Annotated in this window: 21 protein-coding genes; 13 read left to right on the forward strand and 8 right to left on the reverse strand. The window is 57.5% G+C overall.

The window, feature by feature from the left end; all coding sequences use genetic code 11:
• Nucleotides 1-26: 26 nt before the first annotated feature.
• The 3 genes from glnP (at nt 27) to ybiO (ending at nt 3,726) form a co-directional block, all read left to right on the forward strand.
• Nucleotides 27-686 carry a glutamine ABC transporter permease GlnP gene (gene glnP, locus ABLU87_RS02020; RefSeq protein ID WP_004100490.1) on the forward strand — a complete coding sequence of 220 codons (660 nt, stop codon included), beginning with the start codon at nt 27-29 and terminating at the stop codon, nt 684-686.
• Nucleotides 683-1,405, forward strand: a complete 723-nt coding sequence (glnQ, locus tag ABLU87_RS02025; protein ID WP_122117512.1) for a glutamine ABC transporter ATP-binding protein GlnQ — start codon at nt 683-685, stop codon at nt 1,403-1,405. Before glnP ends, glnQ begins: the two co-directional genes overlap by 4 nt.
• A gap of 110 nt (nt 1,406-1,515) precedes the next feature.
• A complete protein-coding gene (gene ybiO / locus ABLU87_RS02030; protein ID WP_032694518.1) occupies nt 1,516-3,726 on the forward strand; it encodes a mechanosensitive channel protein in 2,211 nt (736 codons plus the stop codon).
• Here the strand turns inward: ybiO and rlmF are convergent.
• Nucleotides 3,721-4,635, reverse strand: coding sequence for a 23S rRNA (adenine(1618)-N(6))-methyltransferase RlmF (gene rlmF / locus ABLU87_RS02035; protein ID WP_032694519.1), 915 nt, complete (start codon nt 4,633-4,635; stop codon nt 3,721-3,723). The genes ybiO and rlmF overlap by 6 nt on opposite strands.
• A gap of 94 nt (nt 4,636-4,729) precedes the next feature.
• Between rlmF and ABLU87_RS02040 the strand changes: the two genes are divergently transcribed.
• From ABLU87_RS02040 to ybiJ, 5 genes are all read left to right on the forward strand, one after another.
• Nucleotides 4,730-5,344, forward strand: a complete 615-nt coding sequence (locus ABLU87_RS02040; protein ID WP_025108097.1) for a flavin reductase family protein — start codon at nt 4,730-4,732, stop codon at nt 5,342-5,344.
• A gap of 297 nt (nt 5,345-5,641) precedes the next feature.
• Nucleotides 5,642-7,930, forward strand: coding sequence for a catecholate siderophore receptor Fiu (locus tag ABLU87_RS02045; protein WP_122117972.1), 2,289 nt, complete (start codon nt 5,642-5,644; stop codon nt 7,928-7,930).
• Nucleotides 7,931-7,975: 45 nt separating this feature from the next.
• Complete coding sequence (ybiX, locus tag ABLU87_RS02050; RefSeq protein ID WP_004849092.1) at nt 7,976-8,653, forward strand: PKHD-type hydroxylase YbiX; 678 nt, start codon at nt 7,976-7,978, stop codon at nt 8,651-8,653.
• Nucleotides 8,654-8,721: 68 nt separating this feature from the next.
• Entirely contained in the window at nt 8,722-8,988 is a 267-nt protein-coding gene (locus ABLU87_RS02055; RefSeq protein WP_004130731.1) for a DksA/TraR family C4-type zinc finger protein, read from the forward strand.
• Between the two features lie 284 nt (nt 8,989-9,272).
• Nucleotides 9,273-9,533 carry a DUF1471 family protein YbiJ gene (gene ybiJ / locus ABLU87_RS02060; protein ID WP_004130722.1) on the forward strand — a complete coding sequence of 87 codons (261 nt, stop codon included), beginning with the start codon at nt 9,273-9,275 and terminating at the stop codon, nt 9,531-9,533.
• A 135-nt stretch (nt 9,534-9,668) separates the two neighbouring features.
• Here ybiJ and ybiB read toward each other — a convergent pair whose 3' ends face one another.
• From ybiB to ABLU87_RS02095, 7 genes are all read right to left on the reverse strand, one after another.
• Nucleotides 9,669-10,637 (reverse strand): DNA-binding protein YbiB, encoded by a 969-nt coding sequence (ybiB, locus tag ABLU87_RS02065; RefSeq protein ID WP_014228510.1) that lies wholly within the window; start codon nt 10,635-10,637, stop codon nt 9,669-9,671.
• A gap of 42 nt (nt 10,638-10,679) precedes the next feature.
• The gene (gene dinG / locus ABLU87_RS02070; protein WP_014228509.1) at nt 10,680-12,824 is read right to left on the reverse strand and encodes an ATP-dependent DNA helicase DinG; all 2,145 of its coding nucleotides are present in this window, start codon (nt 12,822-12,824) and stop codon (nt 10,680-10,682) included.
• A 200-nt stretch (nt 12,825-13,024) separates the two neighbouring features.
• Nucleotides 13,025-14,374 (reverse strand): ATP-dependent RNA helicase RhlE, encoded by a 1,350-nt coding sequence (rhlE, locus tag ABLU87_RS02075; protein WP_122117185.1) that lies wholly within the window; start codon nt 14,372-14,374, stop codon nt 13,025-13,027.
• 300 nt (nt 14,375-14,674) lie between these two features.
• Nucleotides 14,675-15,667 (reverse strand): transketolase family protein, encoded by a 993-nt coding sequence (locus ABLU87_RS02080; RefSeq protein WP_014837873.1) that lies wholly within the window; start codon nt 15,665-15,667, stop codon nt 14,675-14,677.
• Nucleotides 15,667-16,512 carry a transketolase gene (locus tag ABLU87_RS02085; RefSeq protein WP_048261142.1) on the reverse strand — a complete coding sequence of 282 codons (846 nt, stop codon included), beginning with the start codon at nt 16,510-16,512 and terminating at the stop codon, nt 15,667-15,669. The genes ABLU87_RS02080 and ABLU87_RS02085 overlap by 1 nt, the downstream gene beginning before the upstream one ends.
• A gap of 13 nt (nt 16,513-16,525) precedes the next feature.
• Complete coding sequence (locus ABLU87_RS02090) at nt 16,526-17,275, reverse strand: glucose 1-dehydrogenase (protein WP_014228506.1); 750 nt, start codon at nt 17,273-17,275, stop codon at nt 16,526-16,528.
• A 49-nt stretch (nt 17,276-17,324) separates the two neighbouring features.
• Nucleotides 17,325-18,656 (reverse strand): MFS transporter, encoded by a 1,332-nt coding sequence (locus ABLU87_RS02095; RefSeq protein WP_046876461.1) that lies wholly within the window; start codon nt 18,654-18,656, stop codon nt 17,325-17,327.
• Nucleotides 18,657-18,996: 340 nt separating this feature from the next.
• Here ABLU87_RS02095 and ABLU87_RS02100 point away from each other — a divergent pair, with 340 nt between their 5' ends.
• The 5 genes from ABLU87_RS02100 (at nt 18,997) to ABLU87_RS02120 (ending at nt 24,517) form a co-directional block, all read left to right on the forward strand.
• Nucleotides 18,997-19,920 (forward strand): LysR substrate-binding domain-containing protein, encoded by a 924-nt coding sequence (locus tag ABLU87_RS02100; protein WP_014837871.1) that lies wholly within the window; start codon nt 18,997-18,999, stop codon nt 19,918-19,920.
• Between the two features lie 71 nt (nt 19,921-19,991).
• A complete protein-coding gene (gene cecR, locus ABLU87_RS02105) occupies nt 19,992-20,669 on the forward strand; it encodes a transcriptional regulator CecR (protein ID WP_102803325.1) in 678 nt (225 codons plus the stop codon).
• Nucleotides 20,666-21,658, forward strand: a complete 993-nt coding sequence (gene hlyD / locus ABLU87_RS02110) for a secretion protein HlyD (protein ID WP_025108107.1) — start codon at nt 20,666-20,668, stop codon at nt 21,656-21,658. The genes cecR and hlyD overlap by 4 nt, the downstream gene beginning before the upstream one ends.
• Complete coding sequence (locus tag ABLU87_RS02115) at nt 21,655-23,394, forward strand: ATP-binding cassette domain-containing protein (protein WP_049101310.1); 1,740 nt, start codon at nt 21,655-21,657, stop codon at nt 23,392-23,394. Before hlyD ends, ABLU87_RS02115 begins: the two co-directional genes overlap by 4 nt.
• Entirely contained in the window at nt 23,384-24,517 is a 1,134-nt protein-coding gene (locus tag ABLU87_RS02120) for an ABC transporter permease (protein WP_014228500.1), read from the forward strand. The genes ABLU87_RS02115 and ABLU87_RS02120 overlap by 11 nt, the downstream gene beginning before the upstream one ends.
• Nucleotides 24,518-24,564: the final 47 nt, after the last annotated feature.

A 24,564-nucleotide genomic window follows, 5' to 3' on the forward strand; every position in this document is an offset into this window, starting at 1 on the left:
TTTCGACACGGTAACAGGAACACATTATGCAGTTTGACTGGAGTGCCATCTGGCCCGCCATCCCAATTTTACTGGAAGGCGCCAAAATGACGCTGTGGATTTCGGTCCTCGGCCTGGTCGGCGGTCTGATAATCGGTCTGGTGGCCGGTTTCGCCCGCTGTTTCGGCGGCTGGATTGCCAACCACATCGCGCTGGTCTTTATCGAAATCATCCGCGGCACCCCGATTGTGGTGCAGGTCATGTTCATCTACTTCGCCCTGCCGATGGCGTTTAGCGATTTACGCATCGACCCGTTCTCGGCGGCGGTGGTGACTATTATGATCAACTCCGGCGCCTATATTGCGGAAATCACCCGCGGCGCGGTGCTGTCGATCCATAAAGGCTTCCGGGAAGCCGGCCTCGCGCTGGGCCTTTCTCGTCGCGAAACTATCCGCTATGTGATCCTGCCGCTGGCGCTGCGCCGTATGCTGCCGCCGCTGGGCAACCAGTGGATTATCAGCATCAAAGATACCTCGCTGTTTATCGTCATCGGCGTGGCCGAACTGACCCGTCAGGGCCAGGAAATTATTGCCGGTAACTTCCGCGCGCTGGAGATCTGGAGCGCCGTTGCGGTTATCTACCTGATCATCACCCTGGTGCTGAGCTTTGTTCTGCGTCGTCTTGAAAGAAGGATGAAAATCCTGTGATTGAATTTAAAAACGTTTCCAAGCATTTTGGCCCAACCAAGGTGCTGCATGATATCGATCTGAAGATCAACCAGGGCGAAGTCGTGGTGATTATCGGGCCGTCCGGTTCCGGTAAATCGACCCTGCTGCGCTGTATTAACAAACTTGAAGAGATTACCAGCGGCGATTTGATCGTCGACGGTCTGAAGGTCAACGACCCGAAGGTTGACGAGCGGCTGATTCGCCAGGAAGCCGGGATGGTATTCCAGCAGTTTTATCTGTTCCCGCACCTGACGGCCCTGGAAAACGTGATGTTCGGCCCGCTGCGCGTTCGCGGTACCAATAAAGCGGCGGCGGAAAAACTGGCGAAAGACCTGCTGGAGAAAGTGGGCCTCGCGGAACGTGCGCACCACTACCCTTCTGAACTTTCAGGCGGACAGCAGCAGCGCGTGGCCATTGCCCGGGCGCTGGCGGTTAAACCTAAAATGATGCTGTTTGATGAGCCGACTTCCGCGCTTGACCCTGAACTGCGTCATGAAGTGCTGAAAGTGATGCAGGATCTGGCCGAAGAAGGCATGACCATGGTTATCGTTACCCACGAAATCGGCTTCGCCGAAAAAGTGGCGTCGCGCCTGATCTTTATCGATAAAGGGCGCATTGCGGAAGATGGCGATCCGCAGATGCTGGTGAATAACCCGCCCAGCCCGCGCCTGCGCGAGTTTTTGCAGCACGTAGCCTGATCCCCCCCGGCTCTCCCTTCGCGGGAGAGCCGCTTTCCAGAATCATCCCAACCTCGCTCTGCGGATCTCATCTTCTATACTTATTGGTTTGAGATGCAATGGAGGTGCCTGTGCCGCGGATTTTGTTACTGCTTGCCCTACTCTTCACCGCTCCGCTATGGGCCGCGACGCTGCCCGGCGTTCCGGCAACCACAGCGGACCCGTCCAGCAGCAGTGAACCCGATGTGGCGCAGAAGAAAGCGGCCTACGGCGCGCTGGCCGACGTGCTTGAAAACGCCGACGCCCGTCAGGAGCTTATCGAGCAGCTGCGGAAAGCCGCCGCCACGCCGCCGCCGGACAGTACGCCGAAGCTGACGCCGCCGGAAATAAAAGACGAGACCACGGTGCTGGAGAACGTCACTCACATCAGCCGCGAATACGGAGAGCAGCTCTCTTCGCGCTTCTCCCAGCTGTGGCGCAACATCACCGGTTCTCCGCACAAAGCGTTTAATTCTCAGACTTTCACCAACGCCGCCTGGCATTTCCTGCTGCTGGCGGGCCTGGTCTTTGCGTTCTGGTGGCTGGTACGCCTGGCGGCCCTGCCGCTGTATCGCAAAATGGGCCACTGGGGACGGCATAAAAACCGCGACCGCAGCAACTGGCTTCAGCTACCTGCAACGATCGCCGGCGCGTTTATTTTTGACCTGCTTCTGCTGGCGCTCACGCTCTTCGTGGGCCAGCTTTTAAGCGACCGCCTGAACGGTAACAACCCCACCATCGCCTTTCAACAAAGCCTGTTTCTCAACGCCTTCGCGCTGATTGAATTTTTCAAGGCCATTCTGCGGCTTATTTTTTGCCCCCGCATCCCGGAGCTACGCCCGTTCAACCTCAGCGATGAAGCGGCGAAATACTGGAACCTGCGTCTCAGCGCGCTGAGCAGCCTGATTGGCTACGGGCTCATCGTCGCGGTGCCGATTATCTCCAACCAGGTCAACGTACAGTTCGGAGCGCTGGCCAACGTGGTGATTATGCTGTGCATTACGCTCTGGGCGCTGTACCTGATATTTCACAATAAGAAATTGATTACCCAAGGGCTTATCCATCTCGCCGACCGCTCGCTGGCCTTCTTTAGCCTGTTTATCCGCGCCTTTGCGCTGATCTGGCACTGGCTGGCCTGCGCCTATTTTATCGTGCTGTTTTTCTTCTCCCTGTTTGATCCCGGCAACAGCCTGAAATTTATGATGGGCGCGACGCTGCGCAGCCTGGCCATCATCGGCGCCGCCGCGCTGGTCTCCGGTATTCTGTCGCGCTGGATTGCGAAAACCATCACCCTGTCGCCGGAAACCCAGCGCAACTACCCCGAACTGCAAAAACGGCTGAACGGCTGGATCTCCGCGTCGCTGAAAGCCGCGCGTATCCTGACGGTCTGCGTGGCGATCATGCTGCTGCTCAGCGCGTGGGGGCTGTTCGATTTTTGGCAGTGGATGCATAACGGCAGCGGGCAAAAAGCGGTGGATGTGCTGATTCGTATCGCACTGATCCTCTTCTTCTCGGCAATTGGCTGGACGCTGCTCGCCAGCCTGATTGAGAACCGGCTGGCATCGGATATTCACGGCCGCCCGCTGCCCAGCGCCCGCGCCCGAACGCTGCTGACGCTGTTTCGCAACGCGCTGGCGGTGGTCATTAGCACCATTACTATCATGATCCTGCTTTCGGAAGTGGGCGTGAATATCGCCCCGCTGCTGGCCGGCGCAGGCGCGCTGGGCCTGGCGATTTCGTTCGGCGCGCAAACCCTGGTCAAAGACATTATTACCGGGATTTTTATCCAGTTTGAGAACGGCATGAACACCGGCGACCTCGTGACGATTGGGCCGTTAACCGGAACGGTGGAGCGCATGTCGATTCGCTCCGTCGGCGTACGCCAGGATACCGGCGCCTATCATATTATTCCGTGGTCTTCGATAACCACCTTCGCCAACTTCGTGCGCGGTATCGGCTCGGTGGTGGCCAACTATGATGTTGACCGGCAAGAAGATCTGGATAAGGCCAACCAGGCGCTGAAAGACGCGGTCGCGGAAGTGATGGCGCAGGAAGAGATTCGCGGGCTGATCATTGGCGAGCCCTCTTTCGCAGGATTGGTGGGCTTAAGCAATACCGCCTTCACCCTGCGCGTCACCTTTACCACCCTGCCGTTGAAGCAGTGGACGGTAAGGTTCGCCCTCGACACTCAGGTGAAAAGGCATTTTGACCTCGCGGGCGTGCGGGCGCCGGTACAAACTTACCAGGTTCTGCCGATGCCGGCACCGGCGGGACCGCCGGCACCCGCCGAGCCCACGTTATAAAGCGCGGCGACGTTTGGCTTCGTCCATAAAGGTCCAGGCGATAAAGCGGCTCTGCTTATTTCCCTGGGCCATCTCTTTTTTCACTACTTTCACCGCGCCGACGTCGGTCAGCGCACGGTAGAGCGGCGGCAAATTGTCGCCGCGAGAAACCAGGGAGGTAAACCACTTCACCTGACGGCCAAACTGCTGGCTCTCCGCAATCATCTGCGTAATAAACGCAACCTCGCCCCCTTCGCACCACAGCTCCTGCTGCTGGCCGCCAAAGTTCAGCACGCTCTCCTCGCCCAGTCCCAGGTTGCGACGTTTACGCTCACCGCCCGCCTGCGCGCTGGCGGCGGAATCATGGAAAGGCGGGTTACACAGGGTCGCGTCGTAGGTCTCATTTTTATGAATAATGCCGGTCAGAATCGCTTTAGCGTCTTTTTGACGACGCAGGCGGATCTGGCGAGTCAGGCCGGGATTGCCGTTGACGATAGCCTGGGCGCTGGCGAACGCGTCGGCGTTCACTTCGCTGCCGGTAAAACGCCAGCCGTACTCGTGCACGCCAATGAGCGGATAGATGCAGTTTGCGCCAACGCCAATATCGAGAATGCTGGCGTTGGCCGGGATCGTCCCGCTATCCAGCGCCAGCAGATCGGCGAGATGATGGATGTAGTCAGCCCTGCCCGGCACCGGCGGGCAGAGAAAGCCGTCGGGAATATCCCAGTATTTCACCGCGTAGAAGTGCGCCAGCAGCGCTTTATTCAGCGCCTTCACCGCCAGCGGATTGGCAAAGTCGATGGTCTGCCCACCCACCGGGTTAAGGGTGATAAAGCCCTGGAGCTCAGGGTGGGCCTGGCACAGCGCGGGCAGGTCGTAGCGTTGTTGGTGACGGTTACGCGGGTGTAACCCCGGTTTCTGGGCTTTCATGGCAATCTCCTTTGAACAGCCGCGTAAGATACCCGTTGACGGCGGCGCGGTAAATAAGTGAGTCTGGTTATCTCTTTTTTGTCACGGGTGTCGTATGTATTTCTACCAACCTTCGCACGGACACGGGCTGCCGCACGACCCGCTTAACGCCATTATCGGGCCGCGCCCCATCGGCTGGATAGCCTCCCTTGATAACAGCGGCCAGCGTAACCTCGCGCCGTACAGTTTTTTCAACTGCTTTAACTATCGGCCGCCGATTATTGGTTTTGCCAGCAGCGGCTGGAAAGATAGCGTACAGAATATCGCCGAGACTAAAGAGTTCGTCTGGAATCTGGCCACCCGGCCTCTGGCGGTCGCGATGAACGAAACCTCCGCCACCCTTCCCCATAATGAAGATGAATTCATCCGCGCCGGGCTGACTGCCGCTCCCAGCCGCATCGTCAGCGCGCCGCGGGTCGCCGAAAGCCCGGTAAACTTCGAGTGTCGCCTTTCACAATGCATCCAGTTAACAACCGCAGAAGGACGAGCGGTTGACACCTGGCTGGTGCTGGGCGAAGTGGTGGCGGTGCATATCGATGAATCGCTGCTGGAAGACGGAATTTACCAGACCGCCAGGGCCCAGCCGATTCTGCGCGCCGGAGGCCCCAGCGCCTATTATGGCATTGATGAAAGCCTGCGCTTTGACCTCGTTCGTCCGGACGCCCGCTAACCCTCCCACCCGGCCTGTACTAACGCCGTTTTCCAGGCCGGGTAGCTGAATGCCATTTCCCGCGACAACCTCGCCTGCCCGGCGCGCCTTTATGTAGAAAAAATGCAGCCAATGTAAATAAATGTATTTATTTTTTTATAAATGAGTGATAGAAATTCGCCTGTTGTTTGATAATGATTATCACAATCATTATCAAACTCATTGCTTTTGTAAAAAATCACCTGCAGTGGTCGGGGCGAAGCAACGCTTCGTCTGCGGTCGTTATGGCCTAATTAAAATCATAAGTCACTTATTGATATGGAAAAAAATAACAATTTGCCGTTCAGCAGTTTTCACTCGCTCACTCTCTTCACCGGCTTATGCCTGAGTCTTTCTCCGACCGGCCAGCTGCTTGCCGCGGATAGCACTGAAAAAAATAGCGGCGAAACGCTGGTGGTCGAAGCGCAGACGCCATCGCTGTACGCGCCGACCCGCTCCGCCGATCCTAAATTTTCACGCCCGATCGCCGACACGACGCGGACGGTTAGCGTGGTCTCTGAGCAGGTGATGAAGGACCAGGGCGTCACTAACCTCACCGACGCGCTGAAAAACGTTCCCGGCGTCGGCGCTTTCTTTGCCGGCGAAAACGGCAACTCGACGACCGGCGACGCGATTTACATGCGCGGGGCCGACACTTCCAACAGCATTTACGTCGACGGCATCCGCGATATCGGCAGCGTCAGCCGCGATACTTTTAATACCGAGCAGATCGAAGTCATCAAGGGACCTTCAGGCTCCGACTACGGACGCAGCGCGCCGACCGGTTCAATCAATATGATCAGCAAACAGCCGCGCCTCGATTCCGGCATCGACGCCTCCGCCAGCGCGGGCAGCGCCTGGTTCCGACGCGGCACCCTGGATATTAACGAGGCCATTGGCGAAACCAGCGCGGTGCGTCTGAATCTGATGGGCGAGAAAACCCACGATGCGGGCCGGGACAAGGTGAAAAACGAGCGTTACGGCGTCGCGCCATCGGCCGCATTTGGCCTCGGCACCGAAAACCGCCTGTATCTTAACTATCTGCACGTAACCCAGCACAACACGCCCGACGGCGGCATTCCCACCATCGGTCTGCCGGGCTATTCCGCCCCTGGAGCCAGCACCTCGGCGCTGAATCACTCCGGCAAGGTCGCCACCAGCAACTTCTACGGCACCGACTCCGACTACGATGATTCCACAACCGATACCGTGACGATGCGCTTCGAGCACGACCTGAGCGACACGACGACGATTCGAAACACCACCCGCTGGTCTCGCGTGAAGCAGGATTACCTGATGACTGCGGTGATGGGCGGCGCGTCAAACATCACTCAGCCAAACCCCAACGATGTCGGCACCTGGACCTGGTCGCGCCTGGCGAACACCAAAGATACCAGCAACAAGATCCTGACCAACCAGACTAACCTGACGTCGACGTTCTATACCGGGGCCATCGGTCATGACGTCAGCACCGGTGTGGAATTTACCCGCGAAACCCAGACCAACTACGGGGTATATCCGCTCACGCCTCCGGCGGTGAATATTTATCATCCGAACAGCGATATCTCCATCGGCGGCCTGAACCGCAGCGGCGCCAACGCTAACGGACAGACGGATACCTTCGGCGTCTATGCTTTCGATACGCTGCAGATAACCCAGGACGTCGAACTTAACGGCGGGATCCGTCTGGATAACTACCAGACCAAATACGATAGCGCCAGCCTGTGCGGCGGTACCGGACGCGGCGCCATCGCCTGCCCGACCGGAGTCGCGAAAAATACCCCCGTCACCACCGTCGATACCTCAACCAGCGGTAACCTGGTTAACTGGAAGGCTGGCGCGCTGTACCACCTGACCGATAACGGCAACCTCTACGTCAACTACGCCGTCTCCCAGCAGCCGCCGGGAGGGAGCAACTTCACCCTCGCGCAAAGCGGCACCGGCAGCAGCGCCAACCGAACCGACTTTAAACCGCAGAAGGCCAAAACCAGCGAAGTCGGCACCAAGTGGGAGCTGATGGATAAGCGCCTGCTGCTGACCGCCGCCCTCTTCCGCACCGATATTGAAAACGAAGTCGAGCAGAACGACGACGGCAGCTATTCGCAGTACGGTAAGAAGCGCGTTGAAGGCTATGAGATCTCTCTGGCCGGTAATATCACGCCCGACTGGCAGGTGATTGGCGGCTATACCCAACAGCACGCCAGCGTTCGTGAAGGCGCGAATACCGCCCAGGATGGCACCAGCGCGCTGCCGTATACGCCAGAGCACGCGTTTACCCTCTGGAGCCAGTATCAGGCCACCGATGCGATCGCCGTCGGCGCCGGCGCGCGATACGTCGGCAGCATGCATCGCGGCAGCGACGGTGCGGTCGGCACGCCTTCCTATACCGAAGGCTACTGGGTGGCTGATGCCAAAGTCGGCTATCGCATTAACCGTAATCTCGACCTGCAGCTGAACGTCTACAACCTGTTTGATACCGACTATGTCGCCTCGATTAACAAGAGCGGCTACCGTTATCACCCGGGTGAACCGCGAACCTTCGTGCTCACCGCCAATATGCACTTCTGATCCACACCGGGGCGGCTGCGCCCCGTTTTCTCCGGAGATAAAACGATGATGTATCATATTCCCGCCGTTCTCAGCTCTCAGGAAGTGGACGATTTTATCGCTCAGCTGCAGCAGGCGGAATGGGTCGACGGGCGCGTGACGACCGGCGATCTGGGCGCCCAGGTCAAAAATAACCAGCAGGTTGATACCCACAGCAATCTTTACGGCGAACTTCAGGGCAACGTACTGGCGGCGCTGAATCGCAGTTCGCTGTTTTTTGCCGCCGCTCTGCCGAAAGCGATTTCCAGCCCGCTGTTTAATCGTTATCAGCAGAGCGAAACTTATGGTTTCCACGTCGACGGCGCGGTACGCAGCCAGGCGCAGGGAGGCTGGATGCGCACCGATCTTTCCGCCACGCTCTTTTTAAGCCCCCCGGAGAGCTACGAAGGCGGTGAGCTGGTCGTGAACGATACCTACGGACAGCATTCGGTTAAGCTCCCTGCCGGGGACCTGGTGCTCTATCCTTCAAGCAGCCTGCACTGCGTCACTCCGGTGACCTCTGGCGTTCGCGTCGCCTCGTTCTTGTGGGTTCAGTCAATGATCCGCGACGATAAACGCCGCAGTATGCTGTTTGAACTGGATGGCAATATTCAGAAATTAAAAAGCCGCCACGGCGAAAGTGACGAAGTCCTGTCTCTGCTTAATCTTTACCATAACCTGCTGCGTGAATGGTCAGAGATCTGAGCCTTGTCTGGTCATTTTTTATCCCCATATTCTCTATACTAAAGAGAGGCGAGATAGCGAGGTGAACTATGGCATCAGGCTGGGCGAATGATGACGCGGTGCAGGAACAGATCGACAGCACCATCAACGACGCGATAGCTCGGGCGCGAAACGAACTGTCATCGGGGGAAAGCAACAAATTTTGTGAAGAATGCGGGGAGCCGATTCCTGAGGCGCGCCGACGGGCGGTGGCGGGGGTGAAATACTGCGTAAAATGCCAACAGGAGAAAGATTTACATAACAATACATTTTCAGGATATAATCGCAGAGGCTCCAAGGATAGCCAGCTTCGCTGACCAATATTTACCGTTCATTACGCACATCGCGTTATCTTTTCGCGCACGTTTTTTGGCAAACGGCGTGGCAAAATGTGCCCTTCCAGCCCCCCGTTCGTCGCCCCGACCTGTTTCGCCGCCGCCGGCTAAAATAATTTATTAATATTCAATAAATTAATAGTCGTTCAAAAAATTAGATGAAGACTGTTAATTTCCTTCGATTTTATCTCCCGCTAAAAACCGTGATACTTATCACATCGACGGAACATCGTCCCCTATACAGAACAACCTGCGAGAGATTAACTATGAAAAACATCAAATATGCTGCCGCCGCTATCGCCCTTTCCGCTCTGTCTTTCGGCGCGTTCGCCGCTCAGCCGGTGACATCGGCTCAGGCAGAGAGCATGAACAAAATTGGTGTGGTTTCCGCTGAAGGCGCGACGACGCTGGATGGACTGGAAGCTAAACTGGCTGAAAAAGCCGAGGCCGCTGGTGCAACCGGCTATAGCATTACCTCCGCTAACAGCAACAACAAACTGAGCGGTACTGCGGTTATCTATAAATAATCGTCAGTTATCCCTGTAGCAACAGCAACACCCTGTAATGCCACTGTTTTAACCCTGTAAGATCCTTTAATACCCTTGCCTTGCCCGTCCATGCCACTGGACGGGCTTTTTTTTGCCTGCGATCCTGCGATAGGGTTACCAGCTCTCAGCCACCTTCGCCAGCCCCTGCTCCAGAGACAAGACCACGCCGGTGGCTAAAAGACAGCAGGCCAGCTGAATTTTCAACGATGACGGCAGCGGTTCGCTCCCGACCATACAGCGCTCGATCCAGCGCGCGGTCACTTCGGGATCTTTTGACTCCGGCAGAGCGACTGCCTGCGCAGCGGCGCCATCCTGACGCTCGTTAACCACCCGCGTACCGGTCTCATCAATCAGGCTAATCTGCGGGCAGCGCTGCGGGTTAGCGTAAACCTCGCCTTCGGTACCGTGCATCAGCAGCGCCCGGCCGCCGATCCCGGCAAAAAATTTCGCGACCCGACCGACGTACTCAGGATGCGAAACGCTCGACAGGCGCAGCGCCGCATCTTCGGCAAACGGCGTCGCCAGCTTGGCCAGGGTGTGTGCGCTGTTACGCACGCCCATGCGCCAGCGCATCGCCAGCTGTTTTTCCAGCGGCGGACAAAATACGCCGACCGGAACGTAAACCGGCTGGTGACTATCTAACCGCGCCTGTGCCTGGCCCGCGTGAAGCGTTGCCGGGATCCCCATCAGGTCAAAAATGGTTTCCGTCAGCACGCGGGTGGGATCGTGGCTCACGCCGTGAACGATAACCGGGAAGCCGAGCTTATGCAGCAGGACGGCCAGCAGCGGCGTCAGGTTAGCCTGTTTACGCGCGCCGTTATAGCTGGGGATCACAATCGGCATCGGCTTGCCGACCGGCGGCGTCAGCTTAATGGTGTGCTCCTGCATCGCTTCATAGAAGCCCTTCATCTCCGCTTCACCTTCGCCCTTGATGCGCAGGGCAATAAGAATGCCGCCGAGCTCAAGGTCAGGCACCTCGCCGTTAAGCATCCGCGAGTAGAGCGCGCGGGCCGTTTCCACGTCCAGGTCGCGAGCGTGGTTTTTTCCGCGCCCGACTTCTTTAACGATCTTGCTGTAGTCCATTGCAGGCTCCTCTGAGCGTCTCACCGCGTCGACATTGCACCGCTAACGCCGTTTGCGACGCGTCTGTTTTGTTTTAGTTTTTACTATAACCTCAGGGACGGCTGGCTGCTCTATCGGAAATATGGGTAATGCATTCAATAAACGCTTACCGTAGTTTTTGGTCAACAGGCGTTTATCATAAATTACCACCTCTCCCCAGCAGCTATGGCTACGGATCAGGCGGCCAACCTGTTGAATCAGGTTGAATGACGCGCTGGGCAGGCTCTGAACTTCGAACGGATAGCGGTTGAGGCTTTTGAGCCATTCGCCTTCGGTGATCACCACCGGGCTGTCAATCGGCGGGAAAGCGATCTTGTGGATATGCACCTGGCTTAACAGTTCGCCTTTTAAATCCAGGCCTTCCGCGAAGGATTGCAGCCCAACCAGTACGCTGCGCTCGCCGCCTTCAACGCGTTTACGATGCAGCTCGACCAGCCGGTAGCGAGGCTTATCCCCCTGAACCAGCAGCAGCAGGCGCAGATCGGTAACCTGTTCGAGAAACCGCTGCATCGCTCTTCCGCTGGCGAAGAGTACCAGCATGCCGAGATGCTTTTTGCTCTCAACCTGTTCCCGGAAATAGGCGGCCATCTCGGCAATATGCTGCTCTTCGTTATCGATAAGAGGTTCATAATGCATCTGCGGAATGACGATTTTACCCTGTTCGACGTGATTAAAGGGCGAATCCAGCGCCACAAAGCGGTCTCCCGCTTTCTCTTTCAGCCCGCTCATCTCCTGCAGACGCGAAAAGCTATTAAGCGAGCGTAGCGTCGCAGAGGTAACGACGATATGCGGGACGCTGCGCCACAGCAGCCTCTCCAGCTGATCGCTGACGCGGATCCCCACGCAGTGGAACCAGATATGCATCTGGCCATCCCGCAGGTCGCGGGTGACCCATTTGGTCACCGGCGCGCCAGAGGACTGCGCCAGCGATGCCAGCCGCCACAGTTTACTTTGGCTTTCAAACATCCCCAGCGCTCGGTTCATCTGCAGCAGAACCCGGTGCAAACGCACCACGTCGTGACTGCCGGTTTTTTCGCCCAGATCGTTAAGGAACAGCTCCGCCAGACCGCGCAGCGTTTCGGTGAGCTTCGCCAGCCGCTGGCAAATCTCCATCACTTCCTGCGGCAGCTCCCCCATCGGGAAGCGGTGCTCCGCCTCCTGCCCGGCCGGCATGTACAGATTGAGGATATTATTCAGGGAGGAGATAAGCTCATAGAGCTCCTCGCAATGCCCATTCAGACGCTCGGGATTCGCCAGCGGCGGCGTGGTTTTAGGGCGAAACTGCTCCATGCAGGTCGCGACCAGCTTCGTAAAAAGATCCAGCTGCAGGCGGTACCAGGGGGCGGTGATTTCCGCGCTCATTTCCAGCGCATCGCGGGCCACCTCCGGAAGATGGTGGCCTTCATCCAGCACCAGCAGCAGATGCTTCGGTTCCGGCAGCACCGCTTCGCTTTCCATCGCCGCCATCACCAGCGCATGGTTCGCCACCACCACTTCTGCTTCCTGGATTTCCCGGCGGGCGACAAAAAACGGACATTCGCGATAATAGTGGCAGTTGCGGTTCAGGCAGCTGGCTTTATCGGTGCTCAGGCGGCTCCATAATGAATCATCCACATTTTTATCGGTATGATCGCGCAGGCCGTCCCATTTGTAGCTATCAAGGTCCGCTTTCAGCGTCGCGCACAGCTTCTGTTCCGCCTGGTTGTTAGGCGTGAGTTCGTCATCAAGAAAGGCCAGTAAATCCTGCTGCGTTGGCTCGGTGCTGGCAAGCGCGGCCAGGTTACGCGGGCAGACGTAGCGCCCGCGGCCAAAGGCGGCGGTAAATCGCAGGTCGGGAATGATTTTGCGCAGCAGCGGCAGGTCTTTACTGTAGATTTGGTCCTGCAGAGCAACGTTGGCGGTACTGACCACCAGCGTTTTTTGTTCTTCACGGGCAATGGCGATGCCGGGAATCAGGTATGACAAGGTTTTGCCGACGCCGGTCGGGGCTTCTATCGCCAGATGTCGCCCCTCTTCCCCGGCGAGCGTCTTCGCCACATCGGCAATCATCTGCCGCTGCGGAGGACGGGGAATAAAGTCAGGGATTTGTTCCTGAAGCGCCTTATACCAGGCGGCGATTTGCGCTTTCAGCGCTGCGGTCAAAGCCATGAGAAAACCTGAATACTGTATAAACAGCCACTATTGTGCCATTTTTTAGCCGTCGGAAGGAACGTCTTTCTGAGCAAACTGGAATCACGCTCGAGGTTATGCTGAGCGAAGCGCGTCCGGGTAAGGAGTCTTACCCGGACAACCCATCAGTGGCTTAGCCGCGCGATTGCGACACTCGCCACAGGAGTGACGGGATAGTGTTACTCCGCCGCGGCGGGTTTACGCGGGCGACGACGGCGAGGAGGCTTACCGTCCTGAGTTCGCGCTTTCGACGCTTCGCCATCGGTACGACGCGGAGCGGACTGCTGACCGCGACCTTGCCCCTGGCCACCGCGGCCCTGACTCTGGCCACCGCGACCGCCGCCGCGCTGCTGCTGACGACCGTTCTGAATCGGCTCGGCTTTAATCGATGGATCCGGCTCGTAGCCCGCCAGGGCAATACGCGGGATCTCTTTTTTCAGCAAGCGTTCGATATCATGCAGCAGTTTATGTTCATCAACGCAAACCAGCGACAGCGCTTCACCCGTTGCCGCGGCGCGCCCGGTACGACCGATACGGTGCACATAGTCTTCCGGTACGTTTGGCAGCTCGTAGTTCACCACGTGCGGCAGCTCTTCAATATCCAGACCGCGCGCGGCGATATCGGTGGCCACCAGTACGCGAATGCCGCCGGATTTAAAGTCAGCCAATGCGCGGGTACGCGCGCCCTGGCTCTTGTTGCCGTGAATAGCGGCGCTGCGGATGCCGTCTTTATTGAGCTGTTCCGCCAGATGGTTTGCGCCGTGCTTGGTGCGGGTAAAGACCAGCACCTGCTGCCAGTTACCTTCACCGATCATCTGCGACAGCAGCTCGCGTTTGCGCTTTTTATCGACAAAATGCACCAGCTGGCTCACCTGCTCAGAGGCGGTGTTGCGGCGGGCGACTTCGATCTCCAGCGGGTTATGCAGCAGCTTTTCCGCCAGCGATTTAATGTCATCGGAGAAGGTTGCGGAGAACAGCAGGTTCTGACGTCTGGCCGGCAGCTTCGCCAGCACCCGGCGAATATCGTGAATAAAGCCCATATCCAGCATACGGTCGGCTTCGTCCAGCACCAGCACTTCGACTTTGTCGAGGCTCACGGCGTTCTGATGTTCAAGATCCAGCAGACGACCCGGCGTTGCCACCAGGATATCGACGCCGCTGCGCAGCTTCATCATCTGCGGATTAATGCTCACGCCGCCGAACACCACCAGCGAGCGAACGTTGAGGTATTTGCTGTAATCCCGGACGTTCTCGCCAATTTGCGCCGCCAGCTCGCGCGTTGGGGTCAGGATCAGCGCACGCACCGGGCGACGCCCTTTAGCATGCGGCTCCTGTTGGATCAGATGCTGAAGCAGCGGCAGCGTAAATCCCGCCGTTTTGCCGGTACCGGTCTGAGCGCTGGCCATCAGATCGCGCCCCTGTAATACTGCCGGGATAGCCTGCTGCTGAATTGGGGTTGGCTCAACGTAGCCCTGCTCAGCGACGGCGCGCAGGATTTCAGGATTCAGGCCAAGGGAATCAAAAGACATAACAACTCCGAACCGCCCCGGCCCGTCACAGGCGTAGTTTTCAGGGAGATTATTGCGAAAGAGATGGCAAAAACCACAATGCCATGAAGCTGCGCAGTCTAGCAGATTTTGTGACGAACCGCATAAAATCTGCCGAAAAGAATCCTCCGGCTAACAAACCACTACTCCCCGTCCTGTCGATGAGAAGCGGCGATGGCGCTTCGCGCCAGGCGTCCCCGAAATAGCCCGTTTAATGCCTCGACGGGGAAACCGCGAACAAAAGCAGAAAAACGCCGCCGCAGAACGCGGCGGCGAAAGCGATTAACGCAGGCGATACTTAATTTTTTCGACCATCTTCGCGGTGGAGATGCCGTAGCGGTCGTGCAGCGTCGGAAGCGCGCCGGCCAGCAGGAATTCGTCAGGCAAACCGACGGTATCCAGCTCGCAGCGTACGCCTTTACGCATCAGCAGCGCGGCAACCGCCTCCCCCAGCCCGCCGACCGACGTGTGGTTTTCCGCGGTCACCACCAGACGGCCGGGCTTCGAAGCCTGCGCAACGATCGTTTTTTCATCAAGCGGTTTGATGGTGGGGACATGCAGCACCGCCGCGCTGATATTATCGGCCCGCAGTTTTTCAACCGCCTCGAGGGCGCGCATGGTCATCAGCCCGGAAGAGATAATCAGTACATCGTTACCGTCCTCCAGCAGCTTCGCCTTGCCCAGCTCAAACTGATAATCATATTTATCGAGCACCAGCGGCACCTTACCGCGCAATAGACGCATATAGACCGGACCGTCGTGGTCGGCAATCGCCGGTACCGCCTGCTCTATCTCCAGCGCATCGCAGGGATCGACGATGACCATGCCGGGAATACCGCGCATAATCGCCAGATCTTCCGTTGCCTGATGGCTCGGCCCGTAGCCGGTGGTCAGGCCCGGCAGCGCCGCGCAGATCTTCACGTTCAGATGCTCTTCGGCAATCACCTGATGGATAAAATCATAGGCGCGACGGGTGGCAAAAGCGGCATAGGTGGTGGCGAAGGGAATAAATCCCTCCTTCGCCATTCCCCCGGCGGCCCCCATCAGCAGCTGCTCCGCCATTCCCATCTGGAAGAAGCGATCCGGAAAGGCCTGGGCGAAAATATGTAGATCGGTATACTTTGACAGGTCCGCGGTCATACCGACGATTTCCGGACGCTGGGCCGCCAGCTTCGAGAGCGCGACGCCAAACGGCGCGGAAACGGTCGCCTGACCTTCATCAGCAATGGAGGCGATCATCGCCGACGTTTTTAAGCGTGGTTTACTCTGGCTCATTACAGCACTCCTTCCGGTTTGTTGGCGTCCAGCACCGCAATCGCTTTTTGCCATTCGTCGGCATCGACGCGGATAAAATGGTTCTTATCGCGGGTTTCAAGGAACGGCACCCCTTTGCCCATCAGCGTGTCGCATAAAATGACCCGCGGCTGGTTGCCCGCATGATTTTTCGCGTTATCAAAGGCGGCCACCACCGCCGCCAGATCGTTACCGTCCACGCGCTGCACGTACCAGCCGAAGGCGGCCCATTTTTCATGCAGCGGCTCAAAGCCGAGAATTTTGCGCGAATCGCCGTCCGCCTGCTGTTTGTTCACGTCAACGAGGTTAATCAGGTTAGTCAGGCCGTAGTGGGCGGCCGACATCGCCGCTTCCCAGGTTGAACCTTCGTCCAGCTCCCCATCCGACATAGAGTTAAGAACCCAGGATGCGCTGCCCTTCTTCTTCAGACCGAGCGCCATCCCGACGGCGATGGAGAGCCCCTGCCCCAGCGAGCCGCCGGACATCTCCATTCCAGGCGTATAGGTCGCCATGCCCGACATCGGCAGGCGGCTGTCGTCGGAACCGTAGGTCTCCAGCTCCTCTTCCGGGATAATTCCCGCTTCCAGCAGCGCCGCATAATAGGCGATGGCGTAATGACCGTGAGAGAGCAGAAAACGGTCACGCCCTTCCCACTGCGGATCTTCCGGACGGTAGCGCATCGCGTGGCTGAAGGCGGTGGCCAGCACATCCGCATAGCCTAATGCCTGGCCGATATAGCCCTGCCCCTGGACTTCGCCCATTTGCAGGGCATAGCGACGGATACGCCACGCCGCCGCGGCAACTTGTTGTGTTTCTGTCATCTTCATCTGATTGCCTCGCTTAGTGGATTAACATGCCGCCGTTCACGTCCAGGGTGATACCGGTCGAGTAGGAAGAGAGATCGCTGCCGAGGAACAGGGCGGCACGCGCGATATCCACCGCATCGCCCAGACGGTTCATCGGGATCCCGGCGAGGATATTGGCCGTCATGTCGTCGGTCAGCTTGCCGGCGGTAATATCGGTCTGAATCAGCCCGGGCGTGATGCAGTTTACGCGGACGTTATCCGGGCCAAGCTCGCGCGCCATCGCCCGCGCCAGGCCGAGCACACCGGCTTTTGCCGCGCTGTAGTGCGGGCCGCCGAAGATACCGCCGCCGCGCTGGGCGGAAACCGAAGAGATACAGACAATGCTGCCCGATTTTTGCGCCCGCATCGCCGGAATAACCGCCTGCGACATCAGCAGCGTGCCGCGCAGGCTGACGTCCAGCACAGCGTCATAGTTGGCGCGCTTAATTTCCATCAGCTTCAGCGGCTGGGTAATGCCGGCGTTATTCACCAGCACATCGACCCGGCCATATTTCGCCAGAATCTGTTCGATTGCGGCCTGCACCTGAACTTCATCGGCGACGTTCGCTGCCAGACCAAGATGGCCTTCGCCCAGGGCCGCCGCTGCGGCTTTGCTGGCTTCGCCATTGAGGTCGATAATGACCACGCTGGCGCCGTTCTCGGCAAATAATTTGGCGGTGGCAAAACCCAAACCGCGTGCGGAGGCCGCGCCAGTAATAATGGCGACTTTATCTTTTAATAACATATTTTCACTCCATGACATGACGTCATATTAATTAACAGAAATATTGCCGTTATTGTGGCTCATCGAGGAAAAGAATCACCACCAGACCTATTGCGGCGCAGATACCAAAATAGGTGAATACAGAATTAAAGCTGCCGGTCTGATCAAGTAAAAAACCGGCGGCCATCGGGGCGACAAAGCCGCCAAGGTTGCCGCCGCTATTAATAATAGAAGAGGCAATCGGATAGGTTTTACTGTCCGAAACGGCCATTCCGTAGGCGGTAAAAGCCGGCCAGCCAATATTCAAACAAAAACCGACAAAGAATAATCCAATACATACCGCCCAGGTGCTTGCTGGAATGTTCAGCATAATGAGCATCATGACCACGGTTGAAATCGCGGTGAACATCATGGTGGGTTTACGCCGGCGGCCTAACACTTTATCCGAGATCCAGCCTCCGCCAATCGCGCCAATAAAGCCGCCGATGCACGGCATACTCGCCACGAAGCCCATACTCATCACGTCAAAACCGCGCTCTTTCACTAAATACAGCGGGATCCACGTTAATAACCCGTACAGCACGCTGACCATCATAAAATAGGCCAGACAGTCACCAAGAATATTTTTCGAGGTAAATAATCCTTTCGCCGTATCGATAGGCGCCATCTTTTTCACCCGAATAATTTTATCCAGCCAGGTGAAGCGGTCGGCAATTAATATATTTTCGCGGACGGCGTTTTTATCGGTTTCACGCCCGGCATTAATCTCTTCCAGTTCGCGTTGCGAAACAAATCCGCTTTCCGCGGGCGTTGACTTAACCAACAGGTACCACGCGACCGCCGCCACAATCCCCGGTATCGCAAAGGAGAAAAAGACCCATCGCCAGCCCCAGGTAACCGCGATCCACACCGCCAGCGGCGGTACGATTATCGGCGCAAACATGGTGGCGGCGATGTAGACGCCCGTTGCCGTGGCCTTCTCTTTCGGCGGGAACCAGTTATTAATGGTTGAAGCCAGCCCCACCGGGCACGGCCCTTCGCTAAGCCCCAGCCCCAGTCGCACCATCTTCAGGCCAAATACCGAGCTCACGGTGCCCATCAGCCAGGTAAAAGCGGAAAAGCCGAAAATAGACAGCGAGACCAGTCCCCGGGTGCCGCGTCTGGCAATAAAAAAACCGGCCGGGATCTGGCTTACCGCATAGCCGAGGAAAAACATGCTGGCGATGGCCCCGGCCTCAAAGTTGTTGATATGAAACTCGTCAATAATGAACGGCAGTACCGCGCCGATATTCGTTCTGTCGGCGTAATTTATGGCATACACCAGGAAAATCATCGTCAAAACCACGAAACGATATTTTGTTTTTCTGGCGTCAGTACAGACAACAGTATCTATACGTGACATAGGGTATCCTCTTTATTTTTTTATGTTTTTGTCGCGACCCTTACCGCATCGCGCCCTGTTATCAGGCCTGTAGTTGCAATATAACAATCCCAAAAAGAAAGGGTATTCAAAAAAGCTCAATTGCGCGTGAGAAAAATTTGCTTCGTGACTGCACTCAAATTCCTGTCAATTTTTTTTTTCGAGCGTTGTGCATTTAAAACTGTTAACTTCATCACGGATTGCGCCATCACTTATTTTCCGGCTGTGCTATGCTGACCATCATTTTCTGGGATAACGGCTGGACGTCCTTCTCTCTGAGTAAAAAAAACGCCTTGCGTTATTCCCCCCGCCGGAGGAAATCATGAACCAGCCGCTGCAGAATAAAAGCTTGCCGATGCCATCCTTACGTAATATCCAGGCCTTTATTGAAGTGGCTGATACCGGCAGCCTGAACCTGGCGGCAGAGAATCTTAATATTACGGCCTCCGCGGTAAGTCATCAGATAGCCAGCCTGGAACAGTATCTGGGAAAAAAGATATTTTCCCGTAGCAGTAAAGGGATGGTATTAACCACAATTGGCGAAAAATACCTTAAAGAGGTTTCCGGGGCGTTAAATATTATTGGTCAGGCCACTAACCAGGTGATTAATGATATCCACCAGGATTATTTACGGATTCATTCCGCGCCGAGCTTTGGATTATTGTGGCTGATGCCCCGTCTGAATAAATTTCGCCAGGCCTGGCCGGAGCTTAAAATTAGCCTGACCTGCTCTTATGAAAGCATCCAGTTCTCCCGCGATAATATTGATATCGATATTCGCCACGGGCTCTCACAGTGGCCAACCCTGGTGGTCAAGACCATAAAAAATGAACGCGTGCTCCCCTTTAGCTCATCGACTTATTTAGCCGGCCGCGACGTTCAGTCCATTGAAGACCTGCTGGCCTGCGACCTTATTCATTCCGATAGCACGCTGATCGGCTGGAGCAACTGGCTGTCGTGGCATAAGGTTCGCGGCTGGAATAAAAACTTTATTTTTAATTTTGACCGCTCCTATATGAGTATTGAGGCTGCCCGGATGGGGATGGGGATTATTCTTGAGAGTAATTTGCTGGCCGGGCAGAGCGTGAGCCAACGCCACCTGGAACCCGTCTTTACCCGCGACGTCAGCATGCCGGTTAACGCGCATCACTTCGTTTTACCGCACCCGAATGAACAAAAAGAGAAAGTGAAGATCTTCTTTGCCTGGGTTGCCGAAGAGCTGAGTCGCGAAGGATTTCATATCTAGCAGCAAACGGTGGACAAACCGCCAACCTGCGCCTAGAGTTAATCAATCGATTGATTAACTTTTCTCGCGCGATGACAACCACTCCTACGACCAGTAAGGGCGAGCAGGCGAAAAGCCAGCTTATCGCCGCCGCAATCGCCCAGTTTGGCGAATACGGCCTGCACGCCACAACCCGCGATATTGCCGCCCAGGCCGGGCAGAATATCGCCGCCATTACCTACTATTTTGGTTCCAAGGACGATCTCTATCTCGCCTGCGCCCAGTGGATTGCCGATTTTATCGAGCACAATTTCCGCCCCCACGCGCAGGCGGCGGAAGCGCTGTGCGCTGAGCCTGTTCCGGATAAAGCCGCCATGCGCACCCTGATACTGGGCGCCTGCCAGAATCTGATTTTGCTGCTGACCCAGGACGACACCGTCAATTTGAGCAAATTTATCTCCCGCGAGCAGCTGTCGCCAACGCCGGCCTACCGGCTCATCCACGATCAGGTGATTGCTCCGCTACACTGCTACCTGACCCGCTTAATCGCCGCCTATACCGGCCTTAACGCTGACAGCACGGAAATGGTCCTCCACACCCACGCGCTGCTGGGCGAAGTTCTCGCTTTTCGCCTTGGTCGGGAAACGGTGCTGCGCCGCGCGGGCTGGGCTGAGTTCGATCGGAACAAAACCGCGCAAATTATTGAGGTTATCACCTGCCATATTGATTTCGTTCTGGAAGGATTATCGCAAAGGAGTCTGGAGTCATGAAAAAACCGCTCATCGTCGTTGTGCTGCTTCTCCTGCTGGCCGCTGTCATTGGCGGAGGCTGGTGGTGGTACCAGAGCAGCCAGCAGAAAGCGCTCACGCTGTATGGCAACGTGGATATTCGTACCGTCAACCTCAGCTTCCGCGTGGGCGGGCGGCTGGCGTCGCTCAGCGTCGACGAGGGCGATGCGATTAAAGCCGGGCAGACCCTGGGCGAGCTGGACCGCGCGCCCTACGAGAATGCCCTGCAGCAGGCTCAGGCCAACGTTTCCACCGCCCAGGCGCAGTACGACCTGATGATGGCGGGGTATCGCTCGGAAGAGATCGCCCAGGCCGCCGCCGCGGTCAACCAGGCGCAGGCCGCTTACGACTATGCGCAGAATTTTTACCAGCGCCAGCTGGGGCTGCGCAAAAGCAGCGCCATCTCCGCTAACGACCTGGAAAACGCCCGCTCATCGCGCGATCAGGCCCAGGCGACGCTGAAGTCCGCGCAGGATAAGCTGCGCCAGTACCGCGCCGGTAATCGTCCGCAGGAAATCGCCCAGGCCAAAGCCAGCCTTGAACAGGCGCAGGCCGCGCTGGCGCAGGCGAAGTTGGATCTGCACGATACCACGCTGACCTCACCGTCCGACGGGACGCTGATGACCCGCGCCGTCGAGCCGGGCAGCATGCTCAGCGCTGGCGGCACGGTGATGACGTTATCGTTAACCCATCCGGTGTGGGTGCGCGCCTATATCGATGAAAAAAACCTCGGTCAGGCCCAGCCGGGTCGCGAAGTGCTGCTTTACACCGATAGTCGCCCGGATAAACCCTACCGCGGCAAAATCGGCTTCGTCTCCCCTACCGCTGAATTCACGCCGAAAACCGTGGAAACGCCGGACCTGCGCACCGATCTGGTTTATCGCCTGCGTATTGTGGTCACTGATGCCGACGACGCGCTGCGCCAGGGGATGCCGGTCACCGTCACCTTCAGTCACGGAAACGGCCAATGAGCGAGGACGTGATTACGCTGAGCGGCCTGACCCGGCGCTTTGCCGGCATGGATCGCCCGGCCGTCGCGCCGCTGGACTGCACCATTCACTCCGGCTATGTGACCGGTCTGGTGGGCCCGGATGGCGCCGGAAAAACCACCCTGATGCGCATGCTCGCCGGGCTGCTGAAGCCCGACGCAGGCAGCGCAAAAGTGATCGGCTTCGACCCGATTGCCGACGATAGCGCCCTGCATGCGGTGCTCGGCTATATGCCGCAGAAATTCGGCCTGTATGAAGATCTGACGGTGATGGAAAACCTGACGCTCTACGCCGATCTGCGCAGCGTGACCGGCGAGGCGCGGGAAAAAACCTTCGCCAGGCTGCTGGAGTTTACCTCCCTCGGCCCCTTTACCGGCCGGCTGGCGGGCAAGCTTTCCGGCGGCATGAAGCAGAAACTTGGCCTGGCCTGCACCCTCGTCGGCGAACCGAGAGTCCTGCTGCTGGACGAACCCGGCGTCGGCGTCGACCCTATCTCCCGCCGCGAACTGTGGCAGATGGTGCACGAACTGGCGGGCGACGGAATGCTGATCCTCTGGAGCACCTCTTATCTTGATGAGGCCGAGCAGTGCCGGGACGTTCTGTTGATGAACGAGGGCCAGCTGCTCTACCAGGGGGCGCCAAAAGAGCTGACGCAGACCATGGCCGGACGCAGCTTTTTGGTTTCCAGCGCCCGGGAGAATAACCGCCGCCTCCTCCAGCGTACGCTGAAGCTACCGCAGGTCAGCGATGGCGTGATTCAGGGTAAATCGGTACGCCTGATCCTTAAAAAAGAGGCCAGCATCAGCGATGTACAGAAGGCTGGCGATATGCCGCCGCTGGAGGTCGCCGAAACCGCGCCGCGCTTCGAGGATGCCTTTATCGACCTGCTGGGCGGCGCCGGTACTGCCGAATCGCCGCTGGGCAACATTATCCACACCGTGGAAGGCTCCCATGAGGACACGGTGATTGAGGCGCAGACCCTGACCAAGAAATTCGGCGATTTTGCCGCCACCGACCACGTTGATTTTCAGGTCAAACGCGGGGAGATTTTCGGCCTCCTCGGGCCTAACGGCGCGGGAAAGTCCACGACGTTTAAGATGATGTGCGGCCTGCTGGTCCCCACCTCCGGGAAAGCGCTGGTGCTGGGCATGGACCTGAAAGTCAGCTCCGGCAAGGCGCGTCAGCATCTGGGCTATATGGCGCAGAAGTTCTCGCTCTACGGCAACCTTTCCGTTGAGCAGAACCTGCGCTTCTTCTCCGGCGTCTACGGCCTGCGCGGACGGGCGCAGAACGACAAAATCGCCAGCATGAGCGAGGCGTTTGGCCTGAAAAGCATCGCCCGGCAGGCCGCCGACGATCTGCCGCTCGGCTATAAACAGCGCCTGGCGCTGGCCTGCTCGCTGATGCACGAACCGGATATCCTGTTTCTTGATGAACCCACTTCCGGGGTCGATCCCCTCACCCGCCGCGAATTCTGGCTGCATATCAACAGTATGGTGGATAAAGGCGTGACGGTGATGGTCACCACCCACTTTATGGATGAAGCGGAGTATTGCGATCGTATCGGCCTGGTCTATCGCGGCAAACTGATCGCCAGCGGCACGCCGGACGATCTGAAGGCGCTGGCGGCGGATGATGAACAGCCTGACCCGACGATGGAGCAGGCGTTTATCACCCTCATTCACGACTGGGATAAGGAGAACGCCGGTGAGCGGTAAACTGCTATCGTGGCGGCGCGTACGCGCCCTGTGCGTGAAAGAGACGCGGCAGATTGTCCGCGACCCCAGCAGCTGGCTGATTGCGGTGGTCATCCCCCTGCTGCTGCTGTTTATCTTTGGCTACGGGATTAACCTCGACTCCAGCAAGCTGCGGGTGGGCGTGCTGCTGGAGCAGCAGAGCGAAGAGGCGCTAGATTTTGTCCATACCATGACCGGCTCCCCTTATATCGACGCCACCATCAGCGATAACCGCCAGGAACTGGTGCAGATGATGCAGGCGGGACGCATTCGCGCCCTGGTAACCCTGCCGGTGGACTTCGACCAGAAGATGGCCCGCCCCGGCGACGATGCGCCGATCCAGCTCATCACCGACGGCAGCGAACCGAATACCGCTAACTTCGCTCAGGGCTACGTCGAAGGCATCTGGCAAATCTGGCAGCAGCAGCGGGCGGAAGATCGCGGCGAAACCTTCGAGCCGCTAATCGACGTGCAGACGCGCTACTGGTTTAACCCGGCCGCGATCAGCCAGCATTTTATTATCCCCGGCGCGATTACCATCATTATGACGGTAGTCGGCGCGATCCTGACCTCGCTGGTGGTGGCCCGCGAGTGGGAGCGCGGCACCATGGAGGCGCTGCTGTCGACCGAGATTACGCGCGCCGAGCTGCTGCTGTGCAAGCTGATCCCCTACTATTTCCTCGGCATGCTGGCGATGCTGCTGTGTATGCTGGTGGCGGTGTTTATTCTCGGCGTGCCCTTTCGCGGTTCGCTGGTGATTCTGTTTTTTATCACCAGCCTGTTTTTGCTGAGCACCTTGGGAATGGGGCTGCTGATTTCCACCATTACCCGCAACCAGTTTAACGCCGCGCAGGTGGCGCTGAATGCCGCATTCCTGCCTTCAATTATGCTGTCCGGGTTTATTTTTCAGATAGACAGCATGCCGGCGATAATCCGCGCGGTGACCTACGTGATCCCGGCGCGCTATTTTGTCAGCACCCTGCAAAGCCTGTTTCTGGCGGGCAACATCCCGGTGGTGCTGCTGGTGAACGTGATGTTTTTAATCGCCTCGGCGGTGATGTTTATCGGCCTGACGTGGCTGAAAACCAAACGGCGTCTGGATTAATTTGCCTGCGTGCCCCCGGGTTGCGGCTAACGTCTTACCCGGGCTAC

This window comes from Klebsiella sp. CB_Kp196 (assembly GCF_040061575.1).
Classification (GTDB): domain Bacteria; phylum Pseudomonadota; class Gammaproteobacteria; order Enterobacterales; family Enterobacteriaceae; genus Klebsiella; species Klebsiella michiganensis.

Bases quoted from the DNA above. Each gene is read 5' to 3' on its own strand.
- ABLU87_RS02055 (WP_004130731.1), top strand. From the start codon at position 8,722: ATGGCATCAGGCTGGGCGAATGATGACGCGGTGCAGGAACAGATCGAC.
- dinG (WP_014228509.1), bottom strand. From the start codon at position 12,824: ATGGCTTTGACCGCAGCGCTGAAAGCGCAAATCGCCGCCTGGTATAAG.
- ybiX (WP_004849092.1), top strand. From the start codon at position 7,976: ATGATGTATCATATTCCCGCCGTTCTCAGCTCTCAGGAAGTGGACGAT.
- ABLU87_RS02080 (WP_014837873.1), bottom strand. From the start codon at position 15,667: ATGAGCCAGAGTAAACCACGCTTAAAAACGTCGGCGATGATCGCCTCC.
- rhlE (WP_122117185.1), bottom strand. From the start codon at position 14,374: ATGTCTTTTGATTCCCTTGGCCTGAATCCTGAAATCCTGCGCGCCGTC.
- ABLU87_RS02045 (WP_122117972.1), top strand. From the start codon at position 5,642: ATGGAAAAAAATAACAATTTGCCGTTCAGCAGTTTTCACTCGCTCACT.
- ABLU87_RS02115 (WP_049101310.1), top strand. From the start codon at position 21,655: ATGAGCGAGGACGTGATTACGCTGAGCGGCCTGACCCGGCGCTTTGCC.
- cecR (WP_102803325.1), top strand. From the start codon at position 19,992: ATGACAACCACTCCTACGACCAGTAAGGGCGAGCAGGCGAAAAGCCAG.
- ybiB (WP_014228510.1), bottom strand. From the start codon at position 10,637: ATGGACTACAGCAAGATCGTTAAAGAAGTCGGGCGCGGAAAAAACCAC.
- ABLU87_RS02085 (WP_048261142.1), bottom strand. From the start codon at position 16,512: ATGAAGATGACAGAAACACAACAAGTTGCCGCGGCGGCGTGGCGTATC.
- ABLU87_RS02100 (WP_014837871.1), top strand. From the start codon at position 18,997: ATGAACCAGCCGCTGCAGAATAAAAGCTTGCCGATGCCATCCTTACGT.
- ABLU87_RS02090 (WP_014228506.1), bottom strand. From the start codon at position 17,275: ATGTTATTAAAAGATAAAGTCGCCATTATTACTGGCGCGGCCTCCGCA.
- ABLU87_RS02095 (WP_046876461.1), bottom strand. From the start codon at position 18,656: ATGTCACGTATAGATACTGTTGTCTGTACTGACGCCAGAAAAACAAAA.
- ybiJ (WP_004130722.1), top strand. From the start codon at position 9,273: ATGAAAAACATCAAATATGCTGCCGCCGCTATCGCCCTTTCCGCTCTG.
- rlmF (WP_032694519.1), bottom strand. From the start codon at position 4,635: ATGAAAGCCCAGAAACCGGGGTTACACCCGCGTAACCGTCACCAACAA.
- hlyD (WP_025108107.1), top strand. From the start codon at position 20,666: ATGAAAAAACCGCTCATCGTCGTTGTGCTGCTTCTCCTGCTGGCCGCT.
- glnP (WP_004100490.1), top strand. From the start codon at position 27: ATGCAGTTTGACTGGAGTGCCATCTGGCCCGCCATCCCAATTTTACTG.
- ABLU87_RS02040 (WP_025108097.1), top strand. From the start codon at position 4,730: ATGTATTTCTACCAACCTTCGCACGGACACGGGCTGCCGCACGACCCG.